Below are 20,079 nucleotides of genomic sequence, written 5' to 3'. Positions count from 1 at the left end.
TAGTCCGCGCTAGCCCGCCTCCCCGGAATCAAAGTGTTGGTCCCGGCCCAGCCACCGCCGCGTGGCGGCCCGCTCTGCGGCCCGAGTAGACACAGTCCGCCAAGGACAGGCCGCTCACGTAGGAGTTCGAACAGATCCCGACCGCGGTGCGGCCCGCGGCGTAAAGGCCCGGCACGTCCAGGACCTGTCCCGTCTTCTCGTCGACCCGTAGCCCACCGAGGGTGAGCATCGGACACGGATAGCCCAGTCGTGGTCCGTACGAGCAGTCGATCAACGCATACGGCCCGGTCAAGGGGGCCACCAGCTCGGGAGACTTCCCGAACGCGTCCTCCTCGCGCCCGTAGGCGGCCACCGTCGCCGCCAGTCCGGCCGGATCGACGCCCGACCCGCGCGCCACCTCCGCCACCGACCGGCCACGCACCAGTGCGGCCCGCAGGAGGTAGTGCGCCGTAATTCGTTGGAACCACAGGGTTTCCCGCCGGACCTGCCGTCGCGCGGCACGCAGGATCCGCTCGTCAACCAGCAGCCACGCCTTGCCGCCGCGTTCCAGCACCAGCCGCGAGCCGATCGCCGCGCCGTAGCTGGACTCGTCGACGAACCGCGCACCCGCCGAGTCCACGAGCACGCCACGCAGCAACGCCGACGGCGGCGTCAGAAAACGCCACGCCGACACGGTCGACATCCGGTCGGTCACACCGCCCACCGACTCGCCAAGGCGGATACCACTGCCGTCGTCGCCCTGTGTCCCCAGCGGCAGCCCGCCGAGGAACTCCGGCGCGTGCTCGCGCAGCATCGCCCGGTTGTTCACGAACCCGCCCGCCGACAGCACCACGCCGCGCCGCGCCCGGATCCGGATCGTGCGCCCCCGCGACGCCTCCAGCGCCGTGATCCGCCGGTGCAGCGAACGCGCGAAACCCGGGAGGTAGAGCCCCGGCTTGGTGGCGTACCGGTGCAGCACGCCGTGCCACCGCGACCGCAATGTCCGGCACTCGACGCCGATGACCCGGCCGTCCTCGACCACGAGCGACGTCGCCGTCGTCTGCGGCAGCACCCGCACACCCTCGGCCCTGGCCGAGGCCGCCAGCGCGGCGAAGAACACCCGGCCGGACGTCCCCTTCCCGTGCGTCCGGTGCCCGCGCGGCGCTGGTGTGGCCCCGGCCCGGTGCGGCCACGCGTTCTCGCTGCCCGAGTAGTACAGGTAGTAGTCGTTCGGCGGGTAGGACGTCTTGAACGGGCACACCGACGGGTCGAACGGCACCCCCGCGCCGGCCAGCCACTCGATCATGTCCGCGCTGGACTCGCAGAACTCGCGCAGTGTCGACGGCGACACCACGTCGCCGACCTCCTGCCGCAGGTAGGCGGCCATGTCGTCGACCGTGTCGGCCACCCCGGCGGCCTTCTGGACCGACGTGCCGCCACCCGCGTACACGACCCCGCCCGACATCGCCGTCGAGCCGCCGCCGGTGAACCGGTCGATGGCCAGCACGGACGCGCCCGTCCGCGCGGCCTCCAGCGCGGCGCACGCGCCGGCCCCGCCGAACCCCACCACGACGACGTCGGCGTCCTCGTCCCACTCCAAGGGCATGGCAAAAACTATAACCTGTTCTAGTATGGGTGCCATGAACGAGTACGACGTGGTCGTTGTCGGCAGTGGGGCGGCAGGCATGACCGCCGCGTTGACCGCGGCCCACCACGGCCTGCGCACCGTGCTCATCGAGAAGGCGCCGCGCTTCGGCGGCTCGACGGCACGCTCCGGCGGCGGCGTCTGGATCCCGAACAACGACGTGCTGCTCGCCGAGGGCGTGCCCGACACCCCGGAGCAGGCACGCGCCTACCTCACCCACATCACCGGCGACGTCGTCGACGACGCCATGCGCATGGCGTTCCTGGAGCACGGCCCGGCCATGCTGCGGTTCGTCCTCGCGTGCACACCGCTGCGCATGCGCTGGGTGAACGGCTACGCCGACTACTACCCCGAGGCACCCGGGGGCCTGCCAAGGGGCCGCTCGCTGGAGCCACGCCCGCTCAACGCGGCCGTGCTCGGCGACGACCTGGCGCACCTCGAACCCCCGTACCTCAAGGCACCCACCGGCATCGCGGTCACGCAGGCCGACTACCGGTGGATGAACCTCGTCGCCAGGCATCCGCGCGGCATCCTCCGCACGGCTCGCGTCGCGGGTCGCCGCGTCGTGTCACTCGCCATGCGCAGACGGCTGCTCACCATGGGACAGGCACTTTCCGCGGGTCTGCGTGCCGGACTGGCCACGCTGAACGTCCCGGTCCGCCTCTCGACACCGCTCACCGGGCTCATCGTTGAGGACGGCCGCGTCGTCGGCGTGGAGACCGAGACCGGCCCGATCCGCGCGGCGAAAGGCGTGCTGCTCGCATCGGGTGGCTTCGAACGCAACGAGCGGATGCGCAAGGAGTACCAGCGGGCACCGATCGGTACCGAGTGGACGGTCGGCGCGGAGGACAACACCGGCGACGGCATCGAGGCAGGCATGCGGCTCGGCGCGGCGATCGCGCTGATGGACGACGCGTGGTGGGGCCCCTCGATCATGCTGCCGCGCGGCCCGTACTTCTGCCTGGCGGAACGAAGCCTGCCCGGCTGCATCCTCGTGAACGAGCGGGGCGAGCGGTTCACGAACGAGGCGGCACCCTACGTGGACGCCGTGCACGCGATGTACGACACCGGCAGCGTGCCCGCCTGGCTGATCGCCGACCAGACCTACCGCAACCGGTACATCTTCGCGGGACTCGGTCCCCGCCAGCCCTTTCCCGGCCGCTGGTACAAGGCGGGCACGGTGCGGCGCGCGCCGACACTGGAGGCACTGGCGAAGGAGATCGAGCTGCCCGAGGACGCGTTACGGGCCACCGTGTCCCGGTTCAACGGGTTCGCCGAGTCCGGCGTGGACGCCGACTTCCACCGCGGCGAAAGCGCGTACGACCGGTACTACGGCGACCCGCGCAACCGGCCGAACCCGAACCTCGCGCCCCTCGTGAAGGGCCCGTTCTACGCGATCCGGATCGTGCCCGGTGACCTCGGCACGAAAGGTGGTCTGCGTACCGACACCTCGGCGCGGGTACTGCGTGAGGACGGCACGATGATCGACGGACTGTACGCGGCGGGCAACGCGAGCGCGCCGGTGATGGGACGCACGTACGCGGGGCCGGGCGCGACCTTGGGACCGGCGATGGTGTTCGGGTACCTGGCGGCACTCGACATGGCGGGAGCGAAGCAATGACCAGTGGTTTTCGCACGATCGACGTCGGTGCGCCCCGGGAGCGGTTCGCTCGCGGGTGGCACTGCCTCGGGCTCGCGGAACCGTTCCGCGACGGCAAACCGCACGCGATCGAGGCGTTCGGCACCAAGCTCGTCGTGTTCGCGACCGGGGACGGCACGCTGAACGTGCTCGACGCGTACTGCAGGCACATGGGCGGCGACCTGTCGCAGGGCACGGTCAAGGGCGAGGCCATCGCGTGCCCGTTCCACGACTGGCGCTGGTCGGGCACCGGCAAGTGCGTGCAGATCCCTTATGCCAAAAGGATTCCGATGCGGGCGCGGACCCGGTCGTGGCTGACGCTCGAACGCAACAAGCAGCTGTTCGTATGGCACGACCCGGAGGGCAACGCGCCGCAGGACGACGTGGTGATCCCCGAGGCCCGCGGCGCGTCCGGTCCTGAGTGGAGCGAGTGGACCTGGGACACCGTGCGGATCGACGGCTCCAACTGCCGCGAGATCATCGACAACATGGTGGACATGGCCCACTTCTTCTACATCCACTTCGCGTTCCCGACCTACTTCAAGAACGTGTTCGATGGCCACATCGCCACGCAGTACCTGAACTCGCGCGGCAGGCCGGACGTCTCGGCTGGGTCGTACTCGGCGGACGACGTGACGCTCAAGTCGGAGGCGTCGTACTTCGGGCCGTCCTACATGATCAACGATCTCTGGCAGGACTACCACGGCACGACCATCGAGACCGTGCTGATCAACTGCCACTACCCCGTCAGCGCGGACTCCTTCGTCCTGCAGTGGGGCGTGAGCGTGAAGAAGCTGCCCGGCCTCGACGAGGAGAAGGCCGACAAGGTGGCCGCGAAGCTCGCGAAGAGCTTCGGCGTCGGGTTCCTGCAGGACGTGGAGATCTGGCGGAACAAGACCCGCATCGACAACCCGCTGCTGTGCGAGGAGGACGGCCCGGTCTACCAGCTGCGGCGGTGGTACGAGCAGTTCTATGTGGACGCCGGGGACGTGACCGAGGAGATGACCCGGCGTTTCGAGTTCGAGGTGGACACGACCCGCGCGAACGAGGTCTGGGAGCAGGAGGTCGCCGAGAACCTGGCACGTCAGGAGGCGGCGGGATGACCTCGTGGGCCGCGTCGTGGGCCAAGGCACCGCCGCACACCGACCCGATCGGGACACTCGCCGACGAGCACGAGTTCCTGACCGCGGGCCTGGCGCCGGTCGCGTGCGCCGCGTGTACGACGGAGGTGCTGGTGCGCAAGGCGAGCCGGATGCAGACGAGCATCCAGTGGCAGTCCTCGCCAGCCGAGTCGTGCCCGGAGTTCGCGGCGCGGGTCGCGGCGGGCGAGCTGTCGGCGCGGATCGACACGTGCCCGCGGCTGCGGGAGGCGATCGAGAAAGCGGTGGCGACCGGCGAGGTGGCGGTACGGGATGAGTGAGCTCGCGAACGAATCATGGACGCCGAGACGGCCCGGAGCCTGCGAGGGGCCGTCATGACTGAGTCGTTTCGGCTGCGGGTCCGCGAGGTCGTTCGTGAGACGGCGGACGCGTGCTCGCTGGTGTTCGACTCACCCGGGTTCGACTACCGGCCCGGCCAGTTCCTGACGCTCCGGATCCCCAGCGAGCGCTGCGGCTCGGTGGCCAGGTGCTACTCGTTGTCCAGTTCCCCGCACACCGACACCGTTCTCCAGGTCACGGTGAAGCGGACGGCGGACGGCTACGGCTCGAACTGGATCTGCGACTCGGTGTCGGCAGGCGACGAACTGGAGGCCCTCGCGCCGGCGGGCATCTTCACCCCGGCCTCCCTCGACGCGGACCTGCTGCTGTTCGCGGCGGGCAGCGGCATCACCCCCGTGCTGTCGATCGTGAAGTCGGCGCTGGCGAAGGGCACCGGCCGCGTGGTGCTGGTGTACGCGAACCGCGACGAGCAGTCGGTGATCTTCGCGGCCGAGCTGACGGCGCTGGCGGCCCGGTATCCCGCCCGGCTGGCCGGGCTGCACTGGCTGGAGTCCGTGCAGGGGCTGCCCACGCCGGACACCCTCGCCACGCTGGCCCGCCCCTATGCCGCGCACGAGGCGTTCGTCTGCGGCCCGGCCCCGTTCATGACCGCGGTCCGCGCCGCGTTGTCCACACTGGCGGTGCCGCGCGGGCGGATCCACCTCGAGCGCTTCACGTCACTCGGCGCGAACCCGTTCGAGCAGGCGGCACCCGCGCGGGCCGCCTCGTCACGCAGCGCGTCGGTGAAGGTCACGCTGGACGGTGCCGAACACCGGTTCGACTGGCCGGCCGAGACCAGGCTGCTGGACCTGCTGCTCGAACGTGGACTTGACGCGCCGTACTCGTGCCGAGAGGGTGCGTGCAGTGCGTGTGCGTGCCGGTTGGTGTCGGGCGAGGTCAAAATGCTGAACAATGATGTTCTCGAGGAGGAGGACCTCGCGGACGGCATCCGGCTGGCGTGCCAGTCCCTGCCGGTGACGGACGAGGTCGAGATCAGCTACGAATGAGGTAAGGATGCCCATCGACCCGGAGGTCGCCGTCGGAGCGGACCTGGGGAAGACCGAGTTCGCGTGGACCAGCACCGACGTGCTGTTGTACCACCTGGCGGTGGGCGCGGGCGGACACCCGACGGAGGAGTCCGAACTGAAGTACGTCCTGGAGGACCGGCTCCAGGTCCTGCCGACGTTCGGGGTGGTCGCCCCCAACTTCCGGATGTTCGAGCCGCCCGCCGTGTCCTTCCCGGGCATCGACATCGACCTCTCGAAGGTCCTGCACGGCACCCAGTCGATCACCATCCACGCCCGCCTGCCGATCGCGGGCCGCGCCACCTCCCGCGCCCGCATCGCGGATGTGTGGGACAAGGGCAAGGCAGCGGTCATCGTCCAGGAGGCCAAGGTAGTCGACCTGGCGGGCGCTCCACTGTGGACAACGACGACCGGCATCTTCGCACGGGGCGAGGGCGGCTTCGGCGGCTCCCGGGGCCCCGCGCTGCGTCTCCCACCGCCGGTCGGCGCCCCGGACCTGGTGGTGGAACTGCCGACGCTGCCACAGCAGGCACTGCTGTACCGCCTGTGCGGCGACCGCAACCCGCTGCACGCCGACCCGGAATTCGCGGAGAAGGCCGGTTTCGACCGCCCCATCCTGCACGGGCTGTGCACGTACGGCATGGTCTGCAAGGCCATCGTGGACGAGATGCTGAAGGGCGACGTCACAGCCGTCGGCTCGTTCTCGGCCCGCTTCTCGGGAGTGGTCTTCCCGGGCGAGACCCTGCGAGTCCGCATGTGGCAAACGGAAAAGGGCTACCAGGCAATCACCACGTCCATCAACCGCAACGACACGGTGGTCCTGGACGAAACAATACTCACGGTCCGTTAGCGATTCATGACGACGTTCGACGCTTGGCGAGCAGGTCGGGAAATTCGGTTTGAAGAACGCAGAACTCATTTCCCCAGGGGTCGCGCATTACCCAGAAGTCGCTGCCTCGCTCACGCTGGTGGTCCCAGCGGGTCGCGCCGAGCGCTTCGAGGCGGCGCACTTCAGCCGGTACGTCGTCGGTTTCGAGGTCGAGGTGCATCCGTTCCTTACCGGCCTTCTGGTCGGTGGTGAACTGGAGGAGCACCCGTATCTCGGAGTCAGGGAGACGTAGTCGTCGATAGATCCTGCTGCTGGCAGGGTTGATGGGTTCCTCTGTGGCTTCGAGCGCAGCGGACCAGAAGATGACACCCTGGTCGAGATCACCGACGTCGATCACGAAGTGGGCGACTCGGCTGGCGTGCGGGTTCATGGCTTACCGGACTCCAAGAGATTCTGAACGACCTTGTGGGCAAGCTCCTCAGACGGCATTGACCAACGAGAGCAGTGAATCAGCGATTCCAGGGCTGATGGCGATCGTCTCGGCCGAGGCGAATCCGTGAGGTGAGCCGCTTGCATCGACCACGATGGCACCGGCCTCACGTACAAGGAGCACACCTGCGGCGGTATCCCATGGCTTGTTGGCCAAGATGATCGTCGCATCCGTGCGTCCTTCTGCCACCCAGGAAAGATCGAGAGCAGCGGAGCCGAACATCCGGACCCTTTCGACTCGCTCAGCCAGTAATGTGGTGAGCCGAATCCGGCGATTGTTCTTGACCTCTGCCTGGTCACCTACCGCGTAGTCGCCGATGGAAACTATGGACTCCGCGAGGTTGGTTGCCCCGCTGGCCTGAAGTTGAACGCCGTTCCCGAACGCTCCGTGCCCCTTCGCGGCAACGTACCGAAGGTCGAGGAATGGAGCGACGACGGCAGCGACAACGGGCTCACCACTGCGTACCAGTGCGAGCGAAACCGCACACAGCGGCAGTCCGTGCGCGAAGTTCGATGTGCCGTCAACCGGATCGAGCATCCACACGTCCCGGTCGTCGTCGAGTTTGGTCGCGGCCGTCTCTTCTTCACCGAGAAAGCCGATTTCGGGGGTCATGCGCTTGAGGAAGTCGTGGATTTCGTTCTGGACCGTGAGGTCGACATCGGTGACCACGTCGCGGTCGCCCTTGTGCCGGATTTCGGCTGGCGTGGTGTTCTTGACGATGTCGAAGCCGAGCCCCACGGCCTGTTCGGCGATCCGTTGGAGGTCGAGCAGTTCGTCGGTCACTCGGCAGTGTCCTTTGCTCGATCCCACATGGACGTGAACACCTGGACGAACGTGATTCAACGCGGCCCGCTTCCTATGCGCAGGAGGATCGATGGATGGATAGCGAACTTGTGAAGTGGGGCGTCTGGGTTGCGGTAGTGGTCGATGCGGGCCATGGCTTTGTGCCTACCAGGTCCGCAGGCTGGTCGTCGGTCATGGCGCGTTCACGCTGGTCGTGAGGTCGCCGTGAGAGGGTGTGTTCATGGAGTTCCGCGAGACGCTGGTGTTGTGGGACGTCGACCACACGCTGATCGAGAACGGTGGGATCAGCAAGGAGACGTACCAGGGCGCGTTCGAGCGGGTCGTCGGCCGGTCGCCTTCGGCTCGGCCTGTTACCCACGGGCGGACCGATCTCCAGATCATGCACGAGCTGCTTGTCGCCAACGGTGAGTCGCCGGAGGCTTTCGGGCCTATCTCTGCATTTGCGGACGTGCTCCGGGAGGTGATGGCCGCCAAGGCGGGTGACCTCGCCGACCGCGGTTACGTCCTTCCCGGTGTCGTCGACGCGCTCTCCGCGCTGAGTGACCAGCCGACCGTCCTTCAGTCCGTGCTGACCGGCAACGTCGTCGAGAACTCTCGGCTCAAGGTGACGACGTTCGGGCTGGAGAAGTGGCTCGACCTCGACATCGGCGGGACCGGGTCGGACGACATCGTTCGGTCGAAGCTGATCGATGCTTCTCGGCGGAAAGTCGCGGCCAGGTACGGGCGGACGTTCGACCGCGAGTCGACCGTTCTCATCGGGGACACGCCGCTCGACGTGCAGGCTGCCCACGACGGCGGCGCGAAGATCATAGCGGTGGCGAGTGGTGTGTACGGCGTCGACGAGCTGACTGACTGCGGGCCCGACGCCGTACTGCCTGACCTCAGCGACACTCAGGCGTTCCTCACCACCTTGGCTTCGGTGCGGATGACCGCGGTGGCAGGCTGATCAGCCCGTTTTCATGTCGAAGTCGGGTTCAAACCGCCGCGAACGTCTTGCAGGTAGTCGACGATCCTGGCGTGGATTCGCGGATGCATCCTCAAGTTTCCGACGTCGCTCGGATCGACGAACGAAAGCTCCTGAGACTCACTGCTGATCTTCAAGTCGCCACCGATGATTTCACAGGCGACGCATACAGAGAACTCCTGTCGCACTTCACCATCCGTATACGCAAAGACATGCTTAGGATCCGAGTAAACAGCAATAACATACTTCGGGGTTACATGTAGGCCGGTCTCCTCGTGGACTTCTCGAACCACGGTGTCCGCGATTGATTCACCGAACTCCATGCCTCCACCTGGAAGGGCCCACAGGTCGTTGTCAGTTCGGCGATGCAGCAGTATCTCGCCTTTTTCGTTGGTGACAATGGCTGATGCCGCTGCCACGATGGAGTTCGGGGCAGGTGCGCCGGGGTCGTCGTAGTAGTCCTTGCGGGCCACGGTTGGGTCTCCCTAATGGTCAGCCTTCGTGGTGGTCCAGACGCTTTCGAAGTGATCCATGAACCTGGAGAACAGGCCTTCGTCGCCGCGACGGTGCAGGTGCATCAGCGGCGCGGCTGACCCTGGCGTGGCGAACAGGTGGGGCGTCACCAGCATTTGGTCGTCGAAGCGGAAGACCGAGTTGTACAGCGGAATGTCCTGGTAGCGGAACTGGAAGTTCTCGCAGTCAGCGAGCGGCGCGAAGTGCTGCAACGTCGAGTTGATCCGCACCACAAGCGTGATCGGCTGCTTCTCCTCGCTGTCCCTGTACGCGACGTGCGGCGACTCGGGGTCAGCGATGGCGGCGCGGACGACGCAGCCGCTCTCGCACTTCTTGCGCAGCAGGTCGATCAGGCCGGGATGCTCAAGCGGCAGGAAGTAGAGCGTGTACCCGAGTAGGTCGATGTGCTCGGTGGCGTTGGAGAACAGCTCCCACCACTTCCCCGACGGGAAGCGTGACCGGTAGGGGTACGTGCCGACGATCTCGTCGGTTCCGTTGCTCATCTGGGCTGCCTCCGCCTCTCTCCCCGCCATACCTGACCTGGAAGCCGTGGGCTCGGGAAGGAACTCAAGACTCCCGGTGTACGGCTGGAAGAGTTGCTCGACAGACCAGTCGGGAAACATCGCCTCCAGTACTCGGCAGTGGTGCGGGTACGGCAGGCCGGTCAGGTCGCCAGACAGCCAACGGTAGAACTGAGCCTTCGCCGGACCTCTGCCCACCAGCTCCCGGTCGACCTTCGTCGCCACCTTGTCGTATTCCCGCTTGAAGGTGCTGTGTGCCTGTAGGTGCTGTGTGCCTGTAGGTGCTTCTGTCTGAGCAGCACCTTGAGCAGAGTCGACCGGGCATTGAATTCGCCGTTTCCGCTGGTCACGAGACCCAGATTAGCACGCAGACGAGACCAGATGAGACAAGATGACGGACCGAAGTCTCAGACCGGACTAAATGGGAATCAGGAAGAGACTCAAAGTCGCCGAATGTGGATCGAGCGGCTGGAACGGAGACCGCACGACCAGAGGGGTTCACACACAGATGGCGATTGCCAGGGGACATAGGAACGGCCACGGGGGCGGTGCGGCCGATGCTGTCTGATCGCGTTCCTGCCACATTGGCAGAGGCTCACGAGGTGTTGACGCATCGGCGTCCGCGTCTCGATGCGGATCCGCGCCTGTGGATCGACTTCCATCGTCACGGCGCTGAGGTCTATGCGCGGACGGCGAGGACCGACGAGCGGCATCGCCATGAGGCGACTCAGTGGGCGGCGACGGAGCTTCGGCGCGCCCGCGAGATCGAGCGGCATCTTGATCCGCACACCGATCAAGAGTCTTGTGTGGACAGACGAGAACCGTGGGGCGGCGATGAGGGTTGATGCGCGTCGGTGTCGCCCGGCGAAGCCGAGGCGGCACCGACGTGCTCTTCATAGACTGCGTGGGTGATCAGGCGATCGTGAGGGCGGCCAGTCCGGCGACGGCGGTGACGCCGGTTGACGAGCAGGCGTTGAAGGGGTTGCCGGTGTAGACAACGAGCAGCGCTACGGCGTCGCCGACGAACTGGCCTGCCGTGACGCTGCCGAGGTAGGTCACCGACTGGCTGACCAGGGGCACGGTGACGAGGCCTTGCCCAACGAGGCTCAGCGTCGAAGTCTGGCCGGTGTTCCAGGTGATCGTCGGCGCGGTCGTCGCCGTGAACAAGGCCGTGCAGCTCAGCGTGATGCCGGGCAGGCTGCGGATGGTGGCGCCGGAGTTCAGGGCCGGGTCAGCGAGTGACGTACATGGCACGTAGTGCGTTGACGTGGCCGCATTCAGGGTCTGGGCCGTGTTGGTCAGGCCGGGACTGTACGTCTGGGCCGAGGTTCCGGTGCAGACCGCGTCACCGACAGTGGCCTGCGCCGGCGCGGCGGCGATCAACACACTGCCGATCATCGTCACCAACGCGACCGCGCCGTACGTGAGGACTCTGGGCATACGCATGTAGGGCTCCCTGGGTAGTTGGCGCCAGCACTCGTCTGTTCTTCTGAATCCACAGGTGTGCAGATCGGCCCAGACTGTCGGTCACGCCCACGCGTGTCCATTGCCTGTGCCACGGACCGGAACACCACTCTTGGCGCATCCTGGTCCGGTCCGCGAGCAAGGAGTTTCTGCCGTTCCGTAGAGCGGCACACCGTCTTGACGTCGTCCTTCGAGCGAAACGACACTTGGCGAGCCGGACAAGACCGGCGGATATTGAGTTGTGCTTCCGGTTTGGCGCGCGGAATTCGGCGCGTCTCGAAGGAATGGCGACAACGGTGAAATACTTCCGTCGCTACAGGGTGGTCAGATGACTCGTACCGTTGTACTCGGCATTAATGGGGCCCATGACTCGGCGGCATGCCTGCTGATCGACGGCAAGATTGTCGTCGCGCTCCCCGAGGAGCGGATCTCGCGCAGGAAATACCATGAGGGGTACCCGCATGAGGCCGTCGCCTACTGTCTGCGTTCGGCAGGCCTGAACGGACTCGACGACGTCGACGCGGTGGTCATCAATCAGTACATCAAGGATGATTTCGGCTTGATGGTCCGGCAGCCGGGCTTCACGGGCGAAGTGATCGTCAACCCGTCCCACCACATGTTGCATGCTTACTATGCGTGGGTGGCCTCCGGCTACGCTCGGCCGGCGATTCTGATCCTCGACGGGTCCGGATACAGTCACGGCGAGCACGAACGCCAAGGAAGTCCCCTTCTCGGCCCACCTCCTCCGTACTCGGAAATGGAAGAGGCGGAGTCGATGTACGTGGTGGACGAGCGGGGCGATGCGCTCAACCTGCTTCGGAAGCGCTGGGAACTGTGGGAATCGAGAGATCCGTATCAGCGTTTTCCGAGTCTGGGTCACATGTATTCGGTTGCCACGGAGTACATCTTCGGCAACTGGCAGCACGCGGGCAAGACGATGGGGCTGGCACCGTACGGCGACCCCTCGCGCCTGGCCGACCCCATCATCGAATACCGGCCCGAGGGGATGCGTATCGACACGGGGTGGGTCACCCGGCTGCCGCCCCGATCGAACCTGCCCGCACACGAGGATCCCGTCTGTCGCGACGTGGCGGCGAAGGTACAGGCGGAGCTCGAGCGCGCGGTCGTCCACCTGTGCGACGTGCTGTATGAGGCAACCGGCGCCGACGAACTCTGTCTCAGTGGCGGGGTGGGCCTGAACAGTGTTGCCAACGGGTTGATCTTGCGGAACACGCGGTTCTCCCGGTTCTTCGTGACACCCGCCGCGGGCGATTCGGGCGTTGCCATCGGTGCCGCGCTATATGGCCACCACCGATTGACGGGCGTGCGACCGCACTGGAGCAGCTACGACGATTACCACGGCCACACGTACTCGGTTGAGGACGTTCAGGAGGCGATCGACGACCGCGCAGGCTTCGTGGAGGTCACAGAGGTCCCGGATCCGATCGAGGCAGCCGTGCAGGACATGGTCTCCGGCAAGTTCGTCGGCTGGTTCGAGGGCGCCAGCGAGTTCGGCCCGCGTGCGCTGGGACATCGCAGCATCGTCTGCGACCCCCGCCCGCCGGACATGCGCGCGCGCCTGAACGCGACCGTCAAGTTCCGCGAGCCGTTCCGGCCCTACGCCGCTTCGGTTCTTGGCGAGCATGTCAACGATTACTTCGACACCGTGGATATCGACCCGTTCATGATGACGGTGGCGCCGCTGGTGAACTCGGCGATGGACGTCATCGCGAGCGTCTCCCACGTCGACGACACCTGTCGCATCCAGACAGTCGCCGCGGATCACCCCGGCATGTACCGGCGACTGATAGAACGCTTCCATGAGCGCACCGGTATTCCACTCGTGCTGAACACCTCATTCAATATCCGCGGCGAGCCGATCATCGAGACGCCCGCCGACGCTCTGCGCTGCTTCCTCGGCTGCAACCTCGATGTCGTGTACCTCGATGGGCGGCGCATCAACAAGATCGTTCTCAACGCACAGTCCGTGGAGATCGCGGCGTCCTACGTGCCCAGCCTCAACGACTCGGTCTCGGTGGGCAGCCTGGTCGAGAACGAGCAGGGCGCAGCAGGACCGACGCGCTTCTTCTGTCAGACCCGGACCGGTCACCGCACTGCGATCGGCGCGGAGGATCACGTCTTCCTGTGCCACGTCGACCTCGTCCGCTCGATCGGCGAGATCGCGGTGTCGACAAAACTCGGCACCGTTGCCGAGGTGGTCCGGCGCGCCGTCGACCTGCAGCAGCGAGGGCTGATCTCGGTCCGCAAGCCCGTGCCGCGCTCGGATTCACCCACCGCGCTCGCGAGGAGGGTTCCCGTTTCGGTTGACTCCTGAGCAGGAGTGCCGGTCACTTGAGCTGCGCGCTCGTCTTCCCGAGCAGGCGGCGGGCGATGATGAGCTGCTGGATCTGTTGTGTGCCCTCGAAGATGTCCATGATCTTGGCGTCGCGGGACCACTTCTCCAGCAGTTCGTGTTCGGTGTAGCCCAGCGAGCCGCACAGTTCCACGCATCGCAGGGTGATCGCGGTCGCCGACCGGCCTGCCTTGGCCTTCGCGTACGAGGCCTGCAGCGAGTTCGGTTTGCGGTTGTCCGCCATCCACGCGGCCTGCAGTGTCAGCAGGTACATCGACTCGTAGTCCGCTTCCATCTCCAGGAAGGCCGCGGCCGCCGCGTGCTGGTTGTTGGCGGGCTTGTCGTAGTCGATCTCCACGCCGGCGGAGGTCAGCAGGCGGCGGGTTTCCTCCAGGGCGGCTCGCGTGATGCCCACCGCCATGGCCGCTACCAGCGGACGAGTGTTGTCGAACGTCTGCATGACGCCCGCGAAACCCTGGTCCGGCTTGATCTCCGGGGTACCCAGCAGGTTCGACGCGGGCACACGGCAGTTGTCCAGCCGGAAGTGCGCCGTGTCCGAGGCGCGGATGCCCAGCTTGTGTTCCAGCCGCACCAGCTCGAAGCCCGGCGTGTCGCGGTCGACGACGAACGACTTGATCGCGGCCTTGCCGAGCGAGCGGTCCAGCGTCGCCCACACGACGACACAGTCCGCGCGTTCGCCGGACGTCACGAAGATCTTCTCGCCGTTGAGCACGTAGTGGTCGCCGTCACGGACGGCGGTGGTCCGGATGGCGCCCGAGTCGGAGCCCGTGTCCGGCTCCGTGATCGCCATCGCGGCCCACTTTCCCTTGTAGCGCTCGAGTTGCTCCTCCGACGCCACCGACGCGATCGCCGCGTTGCCGAGGCCCTGCCTCGGCATCGACAGCAGCAGACCCGCGTCGCCCCAGCACATCTCCATCGTGCCAAGCACCAGCGACAGGTTCGCGGTCGACTTACCCGAACCTGACCGCCGGACACCACCCGCACCGGCACCGCCACCCGACGCGCTGAGACCGTCCAAAAGGGACGCCAAGGTGTCGAGTTCCTTGGGGTAGGTATGTTCCGCCTGGTCGTACTTGCGTGAGTTGGGGCGCAGGAACGCCATCGCCGCCTGGCGGGCCTGGTCGACCAGTGTGGTCAGCTTGCGGGGGACCTCGAGGTTGATCACACCAGCACCGCGCCTTCCATCACGCCGACGGCCCGAAGGTCGCGGTACCACCGCTCCACCGGGTGCTCCTTCACGAACCCGTGCCCGCCGAGCAGCTGCACACCGTCGCTGCCGATCGCCATTCCCTTGTCAGTGCACAGCTTCCTGGCCAGCGCGACCTCGCGGGCGAACGGCAACCCGGCGGCGGCGCGGGCCGCGGCCCGGTACGTCAGCAGGCGCATCCCGTCCAACTCGGTGCCGATGTCGGCCACCTTGAACGCCACGCCCTGCCGGTGCGACACCGGCTCGCCGAACGCCTCGCGGTCGTTCACGTAGGGGATCACGTAGTCCAGCACGGCCTGGCCGGTCCCGACCGCCAGCGCGCACCAGCCCAGCCGCGCGAGCCGCACGCACTCCGCGTAGTCCGCGTCGAGCAACGCCGACTCCGGCACGGTCACCTGGTCCAGCACCACCCGGCCGGTGCCCGCGGCACGCAACCCCATCGCGGGCTCGGACTCGACCGTCACCGACGACGACTCCACGATGAACAACGCGGGCCCACGACCGTCCACATCGGCCGCGACCACGAACAGCTCTGCCGCCACCGCGCGGGGCACCAGTGACTTCACGCCGTTCAGCCGGAAGCCGCCCGCCGTCCGGTGTGCCTTGGTACGCAACGAGAACGGGTCGAACAGCGCGGCCGGTTCCTGGATCGCCAGCGCGGCGGCGGGCACGTCCTCGCCAGTGAAGGCAGGCAGGTACGTCGCCTGCTGCTCCTCGTTCCCCCACAGCACCAGCGTGTTCGACACCGCGGCGGGCGCGAGGCACGCCAGCGCGAGTCCAAGGTCGCCGGTCGCGAGGGCCTCCGCCACCAGCACGTTCGTCACCGTGGAGCGTTCGGTGGCGACCCCGCCCAGTTCCTCGGGCACCCCGAGCAGCGTGACGCCAAGCTCGGCGGCCGTCGACAGCAACTCCTCCGGCGGGGCGCACTTGTCGTCGGCCGACGCCGCGGCGGGGCGCAGGCGCTCGGCCGCGAACTCCCGGACCGTCTCGACGATCATCCGCTGGTCGTCGGTGGGCGTCAGGTCGAATACGCCGCTGCCCGGCACGACGGGCGGCCGGGCGGGCGCACCCAGCTTGGCCGCGGCCGTGAAGCCGCGGGTCGCGGCACCCGCGGTGCGGAAGCCGGTCTTCGTCGCCTCGTACAGCGTCCGGTCCACCGTCTTCTTCAGCCCCAGCCGCTCGACGACCGGCGCGCCGGCCACGCGGTTGAGCACGGACATCACGGCGCCCAGGGCACTACGCCTGTGCGGCTTGGCGCCAAGACCCTCGCTGGTCGACACCGAACCACCCCAACCTACTCGGGAGTAAATAACGGTACCTACCCTAGAGTAGGCCACCGCCTCCCACAGGTGAAGCCGGTCACGGCAGCCGGTTGCGCCACGGCCGGGCCTGCTCGAAGGCCGCACACGCGGCCAGCACCCTCGCGTCCGCGTACCGGGGCCCCACCACCTGCAAACCCACCGGCAGCCCGGCCGAGGTGAACCCGCAGGGCACGGTCGCCGCGGGCTGCTGCGTCATGTTGAAGGGGTAGGTGAACGGCGTCCACCCGGTCCACCGCGTCGCGGCCGACCCCGGCGGCACGTCGACACCGGCCTCGAACGCGGGGATCGGCATCGTCGGCGTGATCAACAGGTCGTAGTGCTCGTGGAACTCACCCATGGTCCTGCCGACGGCCGCGCGGGTGGCGGTCGCGTCCAGGTAGTCCACGGCCGAGTACCCGGCGCCCTGCTCGCACACCTCGCGCAGGCCGGGGTCCAGCCGCTCGCGCTGGGCTTCGGTCAGCGCGGCGGTCGACGCGGCGGCACCGGAGAACCACAGCACATGGAACGCCTCGACCGGGTCGGCGAAGCCGGGGTCGCTCATCGACACGACCGCGCCGAGCTCGGCGAACACCGCCACCGCGGCCGCGACCACGGCCGCGACCTCGTTGTCCACCCGCACGTAGCCGAGCTTCGGGCTGAACGCGATCCGCATGCCCGCGATGCCGGACTCGGCACCGGACTCGGCGGCCGCGGCGAACGACCGCTCCTGGCGCGGGCCCGCCGACCAGTCCCGGCTGTCCGGGCCGGTGATCACGTCGAGCGCGAGCGCGGCGTCGGCCACGCTCCACGACAGCGGCCCGACGTGCGCGAGCGTGCCGTACGGGCTCGCCGGGAAGATCGGCACGGTCCCGTAGGTCGGCTTGATGCCGAACACGCCGCTGAACGACGCGGGGATCCGGATCGAGCCGCCACCGTCGGTGCCGAGCGAGATCGTGCCCATGCCGGACGCGACCGCCGCGGACGCGCCGCCACTCGAGCCGCCCGCGGTCTTCGTGGTGTCCCACGGGTTGCGGGTGACGCCGGTGAGCGGGCTGTCGGTGACGCCCTTCCAGCCCAGCTCGGGCGTGGTGGTCTTGCCGATGATCACCGCGCGGTGCTCGCGCAGCCGCGCGACGGCGGGCGCGTCGACGTCCCAGAGCTGGTCCTTCTCGACCGAGTGCGAACCGCGCAGCGTCGGCCAGCCCTTGGTGAGCATGATGTCCTTGACCGAGACGGGCACGCCGTCGAGCAGGCCACGCGGCTCACCGGCCTGCCACCGGGCCTGCGACTCGGCCGCCTCCGCGAGCGCCTTCTCCTTGTCCACCAGGCAGAACGCGTTGACCTCGCCGTCGCGCTCCTCGATGCGGGCAAGGGCGTCGGTGGTGGCCTCCACCGGGGACAGGCGGCCGGCGCGGTACTCGGCAAGCAGCTCGGTCGCGGTCATCCCAGCGGTCATGAAGTTCCCTTCCCACGGACGTATCCCCGCGCCTTGTCGACCACGTTGCGCAGCGGTTCGCCGTCCAGATACCTCGTGAGGTTGTCGTGGAACAGTGCTATCAGTTCCGACCGCCATCCCACCACGTCGCCCGACATGTGTGGCGAAACGATCACGTTCGGCATGTCCCACAGCGGTGAGGAGGACGGCAGCGGCTCGTCGACGAACACGTCGAGCGCGGCACCGGCGAGCCCGCCCGCGCCCAGCGCCGCCACCAGGTCGTCCTGCACGACGAGCGGGCCGCGGCCCACGTTGATCAGCCGCGCGGTCGGCTTCATCGCGGCGAGCGCCTTGGCATCGATCATGTCGCGGGTCTCGTCGGTCAGCGGGGCGGCGAGCACCACCCAGTCCATGTCGGGGAGGACCTCGGGCAGCGACGACATGGGTAGCACTTCGCCAAGGTCAGGGTCATCCACTCGGTGGGTGCGGCCGAGTCCGGTGACCGTCATGCCCGCGGCGGCGAGCTTGCGGCCGATGGCCCGGCCGATGGGGCCGGTGCCCGCGACGAGCGCCCGCTTGCCGCCCACGCGCTCGGTCTCGCGGTGGTGCCAGCGGCGCTCGCGCTGCTGACTCAACGTAGTCGGCAGGTCTTTGGCGAGCGCGAGCGCCATGGCGAGCACGTACTCGGCCATGGGTTCGTCGAACACGCCCCGGGAGTTGGTGACCAGTACTTCGCCTGCCACGACCTCGGGGGTCAGCACATGGTTGACCCCCGCGCTGGCGGCGTGCACCCAGCGCAGCTTGTCAGCAACCTGCCACGCCGCCGCCGGCATGCTCGCACGGAAGTCCCACACGAGGAGCACATCGGCCCCCGGCAACGCCTCGACCAGCCCGTTCTCGGTGACATACCGGACATCGGCGACCGATTCGACCTCGGTCATCCCGTCGGGGCGGGCGGTGTCACCCGAATTTGCGTGGAGTACGACGACGGTCGCGGATTTACCAGCTGGCATGGGATTGACACGCTAAGTACCGCTCGTATGATTGTCAACAATCAGCGCGGCCGTCGCAGCCCGCGGAGGACAACCACAACTCTCTCCCTACTCGGTGCTGCATTGGGGTGCCCATGTCGCGATTCATGACGATCACGCTCGAACGCCGTGGCGTGTCGTGCGTGGCCCAACTCCTGGACAAGGACGCGCCGAGAACGTGCGACGCGGTCTGGGAGACGTTGCCGCACGCCGGTCCCGTGCACCACGCGAAATACGCCCGCAACGAGATCTACACAATGGTGGAACGGTTCATCGACCAGCCGATCGGCCTCGAGAACCCCACCATCACGCCGATCCCGGGCGACGTGGTGTTCTTCGACTTCCACGGCGGCATGCTCGACCGCGCCTTCAAGGAGGAGAAGGGCCTCGAGAAGCTGCCGGGGGTCATCGACCTCGCGATCTTCTACGGCCGGAACAACCTCCTGCTGAACGGCGACGTCGGCTGGGTGCCGGGGAACGTCTACGCCACGATCGTCGAGGGCCTGGACGTGATGGCGGAGGCATGCAACGACGTCTGGCGGTCGGGCAGCGTCGGTGAGCGGCTGGTGTACCAACGGCACGACGGCTGAGCGGGGGCCGTCATGTTTCCCGAAAGAGGCGCACTGGAGATCATCGGCCCCGAGCTCGTCTCCCAGCGTGGCGTCGGCGTGGTCGCACCGTTCGACTTCGCACTGGACCGCGAGCTGTGGCGCTGGGCGCCGGACGACATCTCCCTCTACATGACGCGACTGCCGTTCGTGCCGGTGCCGGTGACGGTCGAGATGGCGAGCGAGCTGTCCGACCCCGACCGGGTCCGCCGCGCGACCAAGGACGTGCTCGCGCCGGAGCCCCTCGTGGTGACCTACGCGTGCGCGTCGGGCAGCTTCGTCGGCGGCGCGGGCGGTGAGCGCGAGCTGCACGCCAGCATGATGTCCGCGGGCGCGCCGTCGGCGACCACGACGTCCGGCGGGCTGGTCGAGGCGCTGCGGATCCTGGGCCTCAACCGGATCGCCGTGGTGACCCCGTACATCGACAGTGTCACCGAGCGGCTGCTGACGTTCCTTGCCGAACATCGGGTCGAGGTGGTGTCGAGCGTGGGTCTCGGGCTGCTCGACCACATCTGGAAGGTGGGTTACGCGGAGATCGTCCAGGCGGTCACCGCGGTCGACGTCCCCGAGGCGGACGCACTGTTCATCTCCTGCACGAACGTGCCGACCTACGACATCATCGGGCCGCTGGAGCGCTGGCTTGGCAAGCCGGTGCTCACCGCGAACCAGGTGACCATGTGGTCGGCACTCCACGCGATCGGCTCGCCGATGATGGCGACCGGTCAGTGGCTCGCGCAGGTCACCCAGCCGCACGCGGCCTGACGATAGGTTC

20 protein-coding genes are annotated in these 20,079 nt (G+C 67.6%); 10 read left to right on the top strand and 10 right to left on the bottom strand.

Annotated elements, in window-relative coordinates:
* Positions 1 to 28 precede the first annotated feature (28 nt).
* On the bottom strand, positions 29 to 1,585 hold the full coding sequence (locus WBA97_RS37805; protein WP_424235839.1) for an FAD-binding protein: 1,557 nt from the start codon (positions 1,583 to 1,585) through the stop codon (positions 29 to 31).
* Between WBA97_RS37805 and kstD the strand changes: the two genes are divergently transcribed.
* Genes kstD through WBA97_RS37780 form a run of 5 tightly spaced genes read left to right on the top strand, consistent with a single transcriptional unit; the run spans position 1,584 to position 6,616 of the window.
* Entirely contained in the window at positions 1,584 to 3,245 is a 1,662-nt protein-coding gene (gene kstD / locus WBA97_RS37800; protein WP_424235838.1) for a 3-oxosteroid 1-dehydrogenase, read from the top strand. The genes WBA97_RS37805 and kstD overlap by 2 nt on opposite strands.
* Positions 3,242 to 4,366 (top strand): Rieske 2Fe-2S domain-containing protein, encoded by a 1,125-nt coding sequence (locus WBA97_RS37795; RefSeq protein ID WP_424235837.1) that lies wholly within the window; start codon positions 3,242 to 3,244, stop codon positions 4,364 to 4,366. The genes kstD and WBA97_RS37795 overlap by 4 nt, the downstream gene beginning before the upstream one ends.
* Positions 4,363 to 4,683, top strand: coding sequence for a hypothetical protein (locus tag WBA97_RS37790; RefSeq protein ID WP_424235836.1), 321 nt, complete (start codon positions 4,363 to 4,365; stop codon positions 4,681 to 4,683). The genes WBA97_RS37795 and WBA97_RS37790 overlap by 4 nt, the downstream gene beginning before the upstream one ends.
* 54 nt (positions 4,684 to 4,737) lie before the next feature.
* Positions 4,738 to 5,748, top strand: a complete 1,011-nt coding sequence (locus tag WBA97_RS37785; protein ID WP_424235835.1) for a 2Fe-2S iron-sulfur cluster-binding protein — start codon at positions 4,738 to 4,740, stop codon at positions 5,746 to 5,748.
* A 7-nt stretch (positions 5,749 to 5,755) separates the two neighbouring features.
* Positions 5,756 to 6,616, top strand: coding sequence for a MaoC/PaaZ C-terminal domain-containing protein (locus tag WBA97_RS37780; protein ID WP_424235834.1), 861 nt, complete (start codon positions 5,756 to 5,758; stop codon positions 6,614 to 6,616).
* 4 nt (positions 6,617 to 6,620) lie between these two features.
* Here WBA97_RS37780 and WBA97_RS37775 read toward each other — a convergent pair whose 3' ends face one another.
* Positions 6,621 to 7,025 carry a VOC family protein gene (locus WBA97_RS37775; protein WP_424235833.1) on the bottom strand — a complete coding sequence of 135 codons (405 nt, stop codon included), beginning with the start codon at positions 7,023 to 7,025 and terminating at the stop codon, positions 6,621 to 6,623.
* 48 nt (positions 7,026 to 7,073) lie between these two features.
* Entirely contained in the window at positions 7,074 to 7,868 is a 795-nt protein-coding gene (locus tag WBA97_RS37770; protein WP_424235832.1) for an inositol monophosphatase family protein, read from the bottom strand.
* A 241-nt stretch (positions 7,869 to 8,109) separates the two neighbouring features.
* Between WBA97_RS37770 and WBA97_RS37765 the strand changes: the two genes are divergently transcribed.
* Positions 8,110 to 8,835 (top strand): HAD family hydrolase, encoded by a 726-nt coding sequence (locus WBA97_RS37765; protein WP_424235831.1) that lies wholly within the window; start codon positions 8,110 to 8,112, stop codon positions 8,833 to 8,835.
* 11 nt (positions 8,836 to 8,846) lie between these two features.
* Here WBA97_RS37765 and WBA97_RS37760 read toward each other — a convergent pair whose 3' ends face one another.
* A complete protein-coding gene (locus WBA97_RS37760; RefSeq protein ID WP_424235830.1) occupies positions 8,847 to 9,326 on the bottom strand; it encodes an NUDIX domain-containing protein in 480 nt (159 codons plus the stop codon).
* Between the two features lie 12 nt (positions 9,327 to 9,338).
* On the bottom strand, positions 9,339 to 9,869 hold the full coding sequence (locus WBA97_RS37755) for a hypothetical protein (RefSeq protein WP_424235829.1): 531 nt from the start codon (positions 9,867 to 9,869) through the stop codon (positions 9,339 to 9,341).
* A 575-nt stretch (positions 9,870 to 10,444) separates the two neighbouring features.
* On the opposite strand from WBA97_RS37755, the gene WBA97_RS37750 reads away from it, so the two are divergent.
* Positions 10,445 to 10,732 (top strand): AMED_5909 family protein, encoded by a 288-nt coding sequence (locus WBA97_RS37750; RefSeq protein WP_424235828.1) that lies wholly within the window; start codon positions 10,445 to 10,447, stop codon positions 10,730 to 10,732.
* Positions 10,733 to 10,799: 67 nt separating this feature from the next.
* On the opposite strand, the gene WBA97_RS37745 is transcribed toward WBA97_RS37750, so the two are convergent.
* On the bottom strand, positions 10,800 to 11,291 hold the full coding sequence (locus WBA97_RS37745) for a hypothetical protein (protein WP_424235827.1): 492 nt from the start codon (positions 11,289 to 11,291) through the stop codon (positions 10,800 to 10,802).
* A gap of 388 nt (positions 11,292 to 11,679) precedes the next feature.
* On the opposite strand from WBA97_RS37745, the gene WBA97_RS37740 reads away from it, so the two are divergent.
* Entirely contained in the window at positions 11,680 to 13,686 is a 2,007-nt protein-coding gene (locus WBA97_RS37740) for a carbamoyltransferase family protein (protein ID WP_424235826.1), read from the top strand.
* Positions 13,687 to 13,699: 13 nt separating this feature from the next.
* Here WBA97_RS37740 and WBA97_RS37735 read toward each other — a convergent pair whose 3' ends face one another.
* From WBA97_RS37735 to WBA97_RS37720, 4 genes are all read right to left on the bottom strand, one after another.
* On the bottom strand, positions 13,700 to 14,890 hold the full coding sequence (locus WBA97_RS37735; RefSeq protein ID WP_424235825.1) for an acyl-CoA dehydrogenase family protein: 1,191 nt from the start codon (positions 14,888 to 14,890) through the stop codon (positions 13,700 to 13,702).
* Complete coding sequence (locus WBA97_RS37730; RefSeq protein ID WP_424235920.1) at positions 14,887 to 16,164, bottom strand: acyl-CoA dehydrogenase family protein; 1,278 nt, start codon at positions 16,162 to 16,164, stop codon at positions 14,887 to 14,889. The genes WBA97_RS37735 and WBA97_RS37730 overlap by 4 nt, the downstream gene beginning before the upstream one ends.
* 127 nt (positions 16,165 to 16,291) lie before the next feature.
* The gene (locus WBA97_RS37725) at positions 16,292 to 17,689 is read right to left on the bottom strand and encodes an amidase (RefSeq protein WP_424235824.1); all 1,398 of its coding nucleotides are present in this window, start codon (positions 17,687 to 17,689) and stop codon (positions 16,292 to 16,294) included.
* On the bottom strand, positions 17,686 to 18,681 hold the full coding sequence (locus WBA97_RS37720) for a D-2-hydroxyacid dehydrogenase (protein ID WP_424235823.1): 996 nt from the start codon (positions 18,679 to 18,681) through the stop codon (positions 17,686 to 17,688). Before WBA97_RS37720 ends, WBA97_RS37725 begins: the two co-directional genes overlap by 4 nt.
* Before the next feature lie 113 nt (positions 18,682 to 18,794).
* On the opposite strand from WBA97_RS37720, the gene WBA97_RS37715 reads away from it, so the two are divergent.
* Positions 18,795 to 19,289 (top strand): DUF3830 family protein, encoded by a 495-nt coding sequence (locus WBA97_RS37715; RefSeq protein WP_424235822.1) that lies wholly within the window; start codon positions 18,795 to 18,797, stop codon positions 19,287 to 19,289.
* 12 nt (positions 19,290 to 19,301) lie between these two features.
* On the top strand, positions 19,302 to 20,069 hold the full coding sequence (locus tag WBA97_RS37710) for a maleate cis-trans isomerase family protein (RefSeq protein WP_424235821.1): 768 nt from the start codon (positions 19,302 to 19,304) through the stop codon (positions 20,067 to 20,069).
* Positions 20,070 to 20,079 lie beyond the last annotated feature (10 nt).

Origin of the sequence: Actinophytocola sp. (assembly GCF_049647105.1) — a bacterium.
GTDB lineage: Bacteria > Actinomycetota > Actinomycetes > Mycobacteriales > Pseudonocardiaceae > Actinophytocola.
Note: the sequence above shows the minus strand (reverse complement) of the source record. Positions and strands in the feature narration are given on the sequence as shown.

Bases quoted from the DNA above. Each gene is read 5' to 3' on its own strand.
- WBA97_RS37785 (WP_424235835.1), top strand. From the start codon at position 4,738: ATGACTGAGTCGTTTCGGCTGCGGGTCCGCGAGGTCGTTCGTGAGACG.
- WBA97_RS37775 (WP_424235833.1), bottom strand. From the start codon at position 7,025: ATGAACCCGCACGCCAGCCGAGTCGCCCACTTCGTGATCGACGTCGGT.
- WBA97_RS37715 (WP_424235822.1), top strand. From the start codon at position 18,795: ATGTCGCGATTCATGACGATCACGCTCGAACGCCGTGGCGTGTCGTGC.
- WBA97_RS37790 (WP_424235836.1), top strand. From the start codon at position 4,363: ATGACCTCGTGGGCCGCGTCGTGGGCCAAGGCACCGCCGCACACCGAC.
- kstD (WP_424235838.1), top strand. From the start codon at position 1,584: ATGGCAAAAACTATAACCTGTTCTAGTATGGGTGCCATGAACGAGTAC.
- WBA97_RS37755 (WP_424235829.1), bottom strand. From the start codon at position 9,869: ATGAGCAACGGAACCGACGAGATCGTCGGCACGTACCCCTACCGGTCA.
- WBA97_RS37780 (WP_424235834.1), top strand. From the start codon at position 5,756: ATGCCCATCGACCCGGAGGTCGCCGTCGGAGCGGACCTGGGGAAGACC.
- WBA97_RS37710 (WP_424235821.1), top strand. From the start codon at position 19,302: ATGTTTCCCGAAAGAGGCGCACTGGAGATCATCGGCCCCGAGCTCGTC.
- WBA97_RS37795 (WP_424235837.1), top strand. From the start codon at position 3,242: ATGACCAGTGGTTTTCGCACGATCGACGTCGGTGCGCCCCGGGAGCGG.
- WBA97_RS37765 (WP_424235831.1), top strand. From the start codon at position 8,110: ATGGAGTTCCGCGAGACGCTGGTGTTGTGGGACGTCGACCACACGCTG.
- WBA97_RS37805 (WP_424235839.1), bottom strand. From the start codon at position 1,585: ATGCCCTTGGAGTGGGACGAGGACGCCGACGTCGTCGTGGTGGGGTTC.
- WBA97_RS37750 (WP_424235828.1), top strand. From the start codon at position 10,445: ATGCTGTCTGATCGCGTTCCTGCCACATTGGCAGAGGCTCACGAGGTG.
- WBA97_RS37725 (WP_424235824.1), bottom strand. From the start codon at position 17,689: ATGACCGCTGGGATGACCGCGACCGAGCTGCTTGCCGAGTACCGCGCC.
- WBA97_RS37740 (WP_424235826.1), top strand. From the start codon at position 11,680: ATGACTCGTACCGTTGTACTCGGCATTAATGGGGCCCATGACTCGGCG.
- WBA97_RS37720 (WP_424235823.1), bottom strand. From the start codon at position 18,681: ATGCCAGCTGGTAAATCCGCGACCGTCGTCGTACTCCACGCAAATTCG.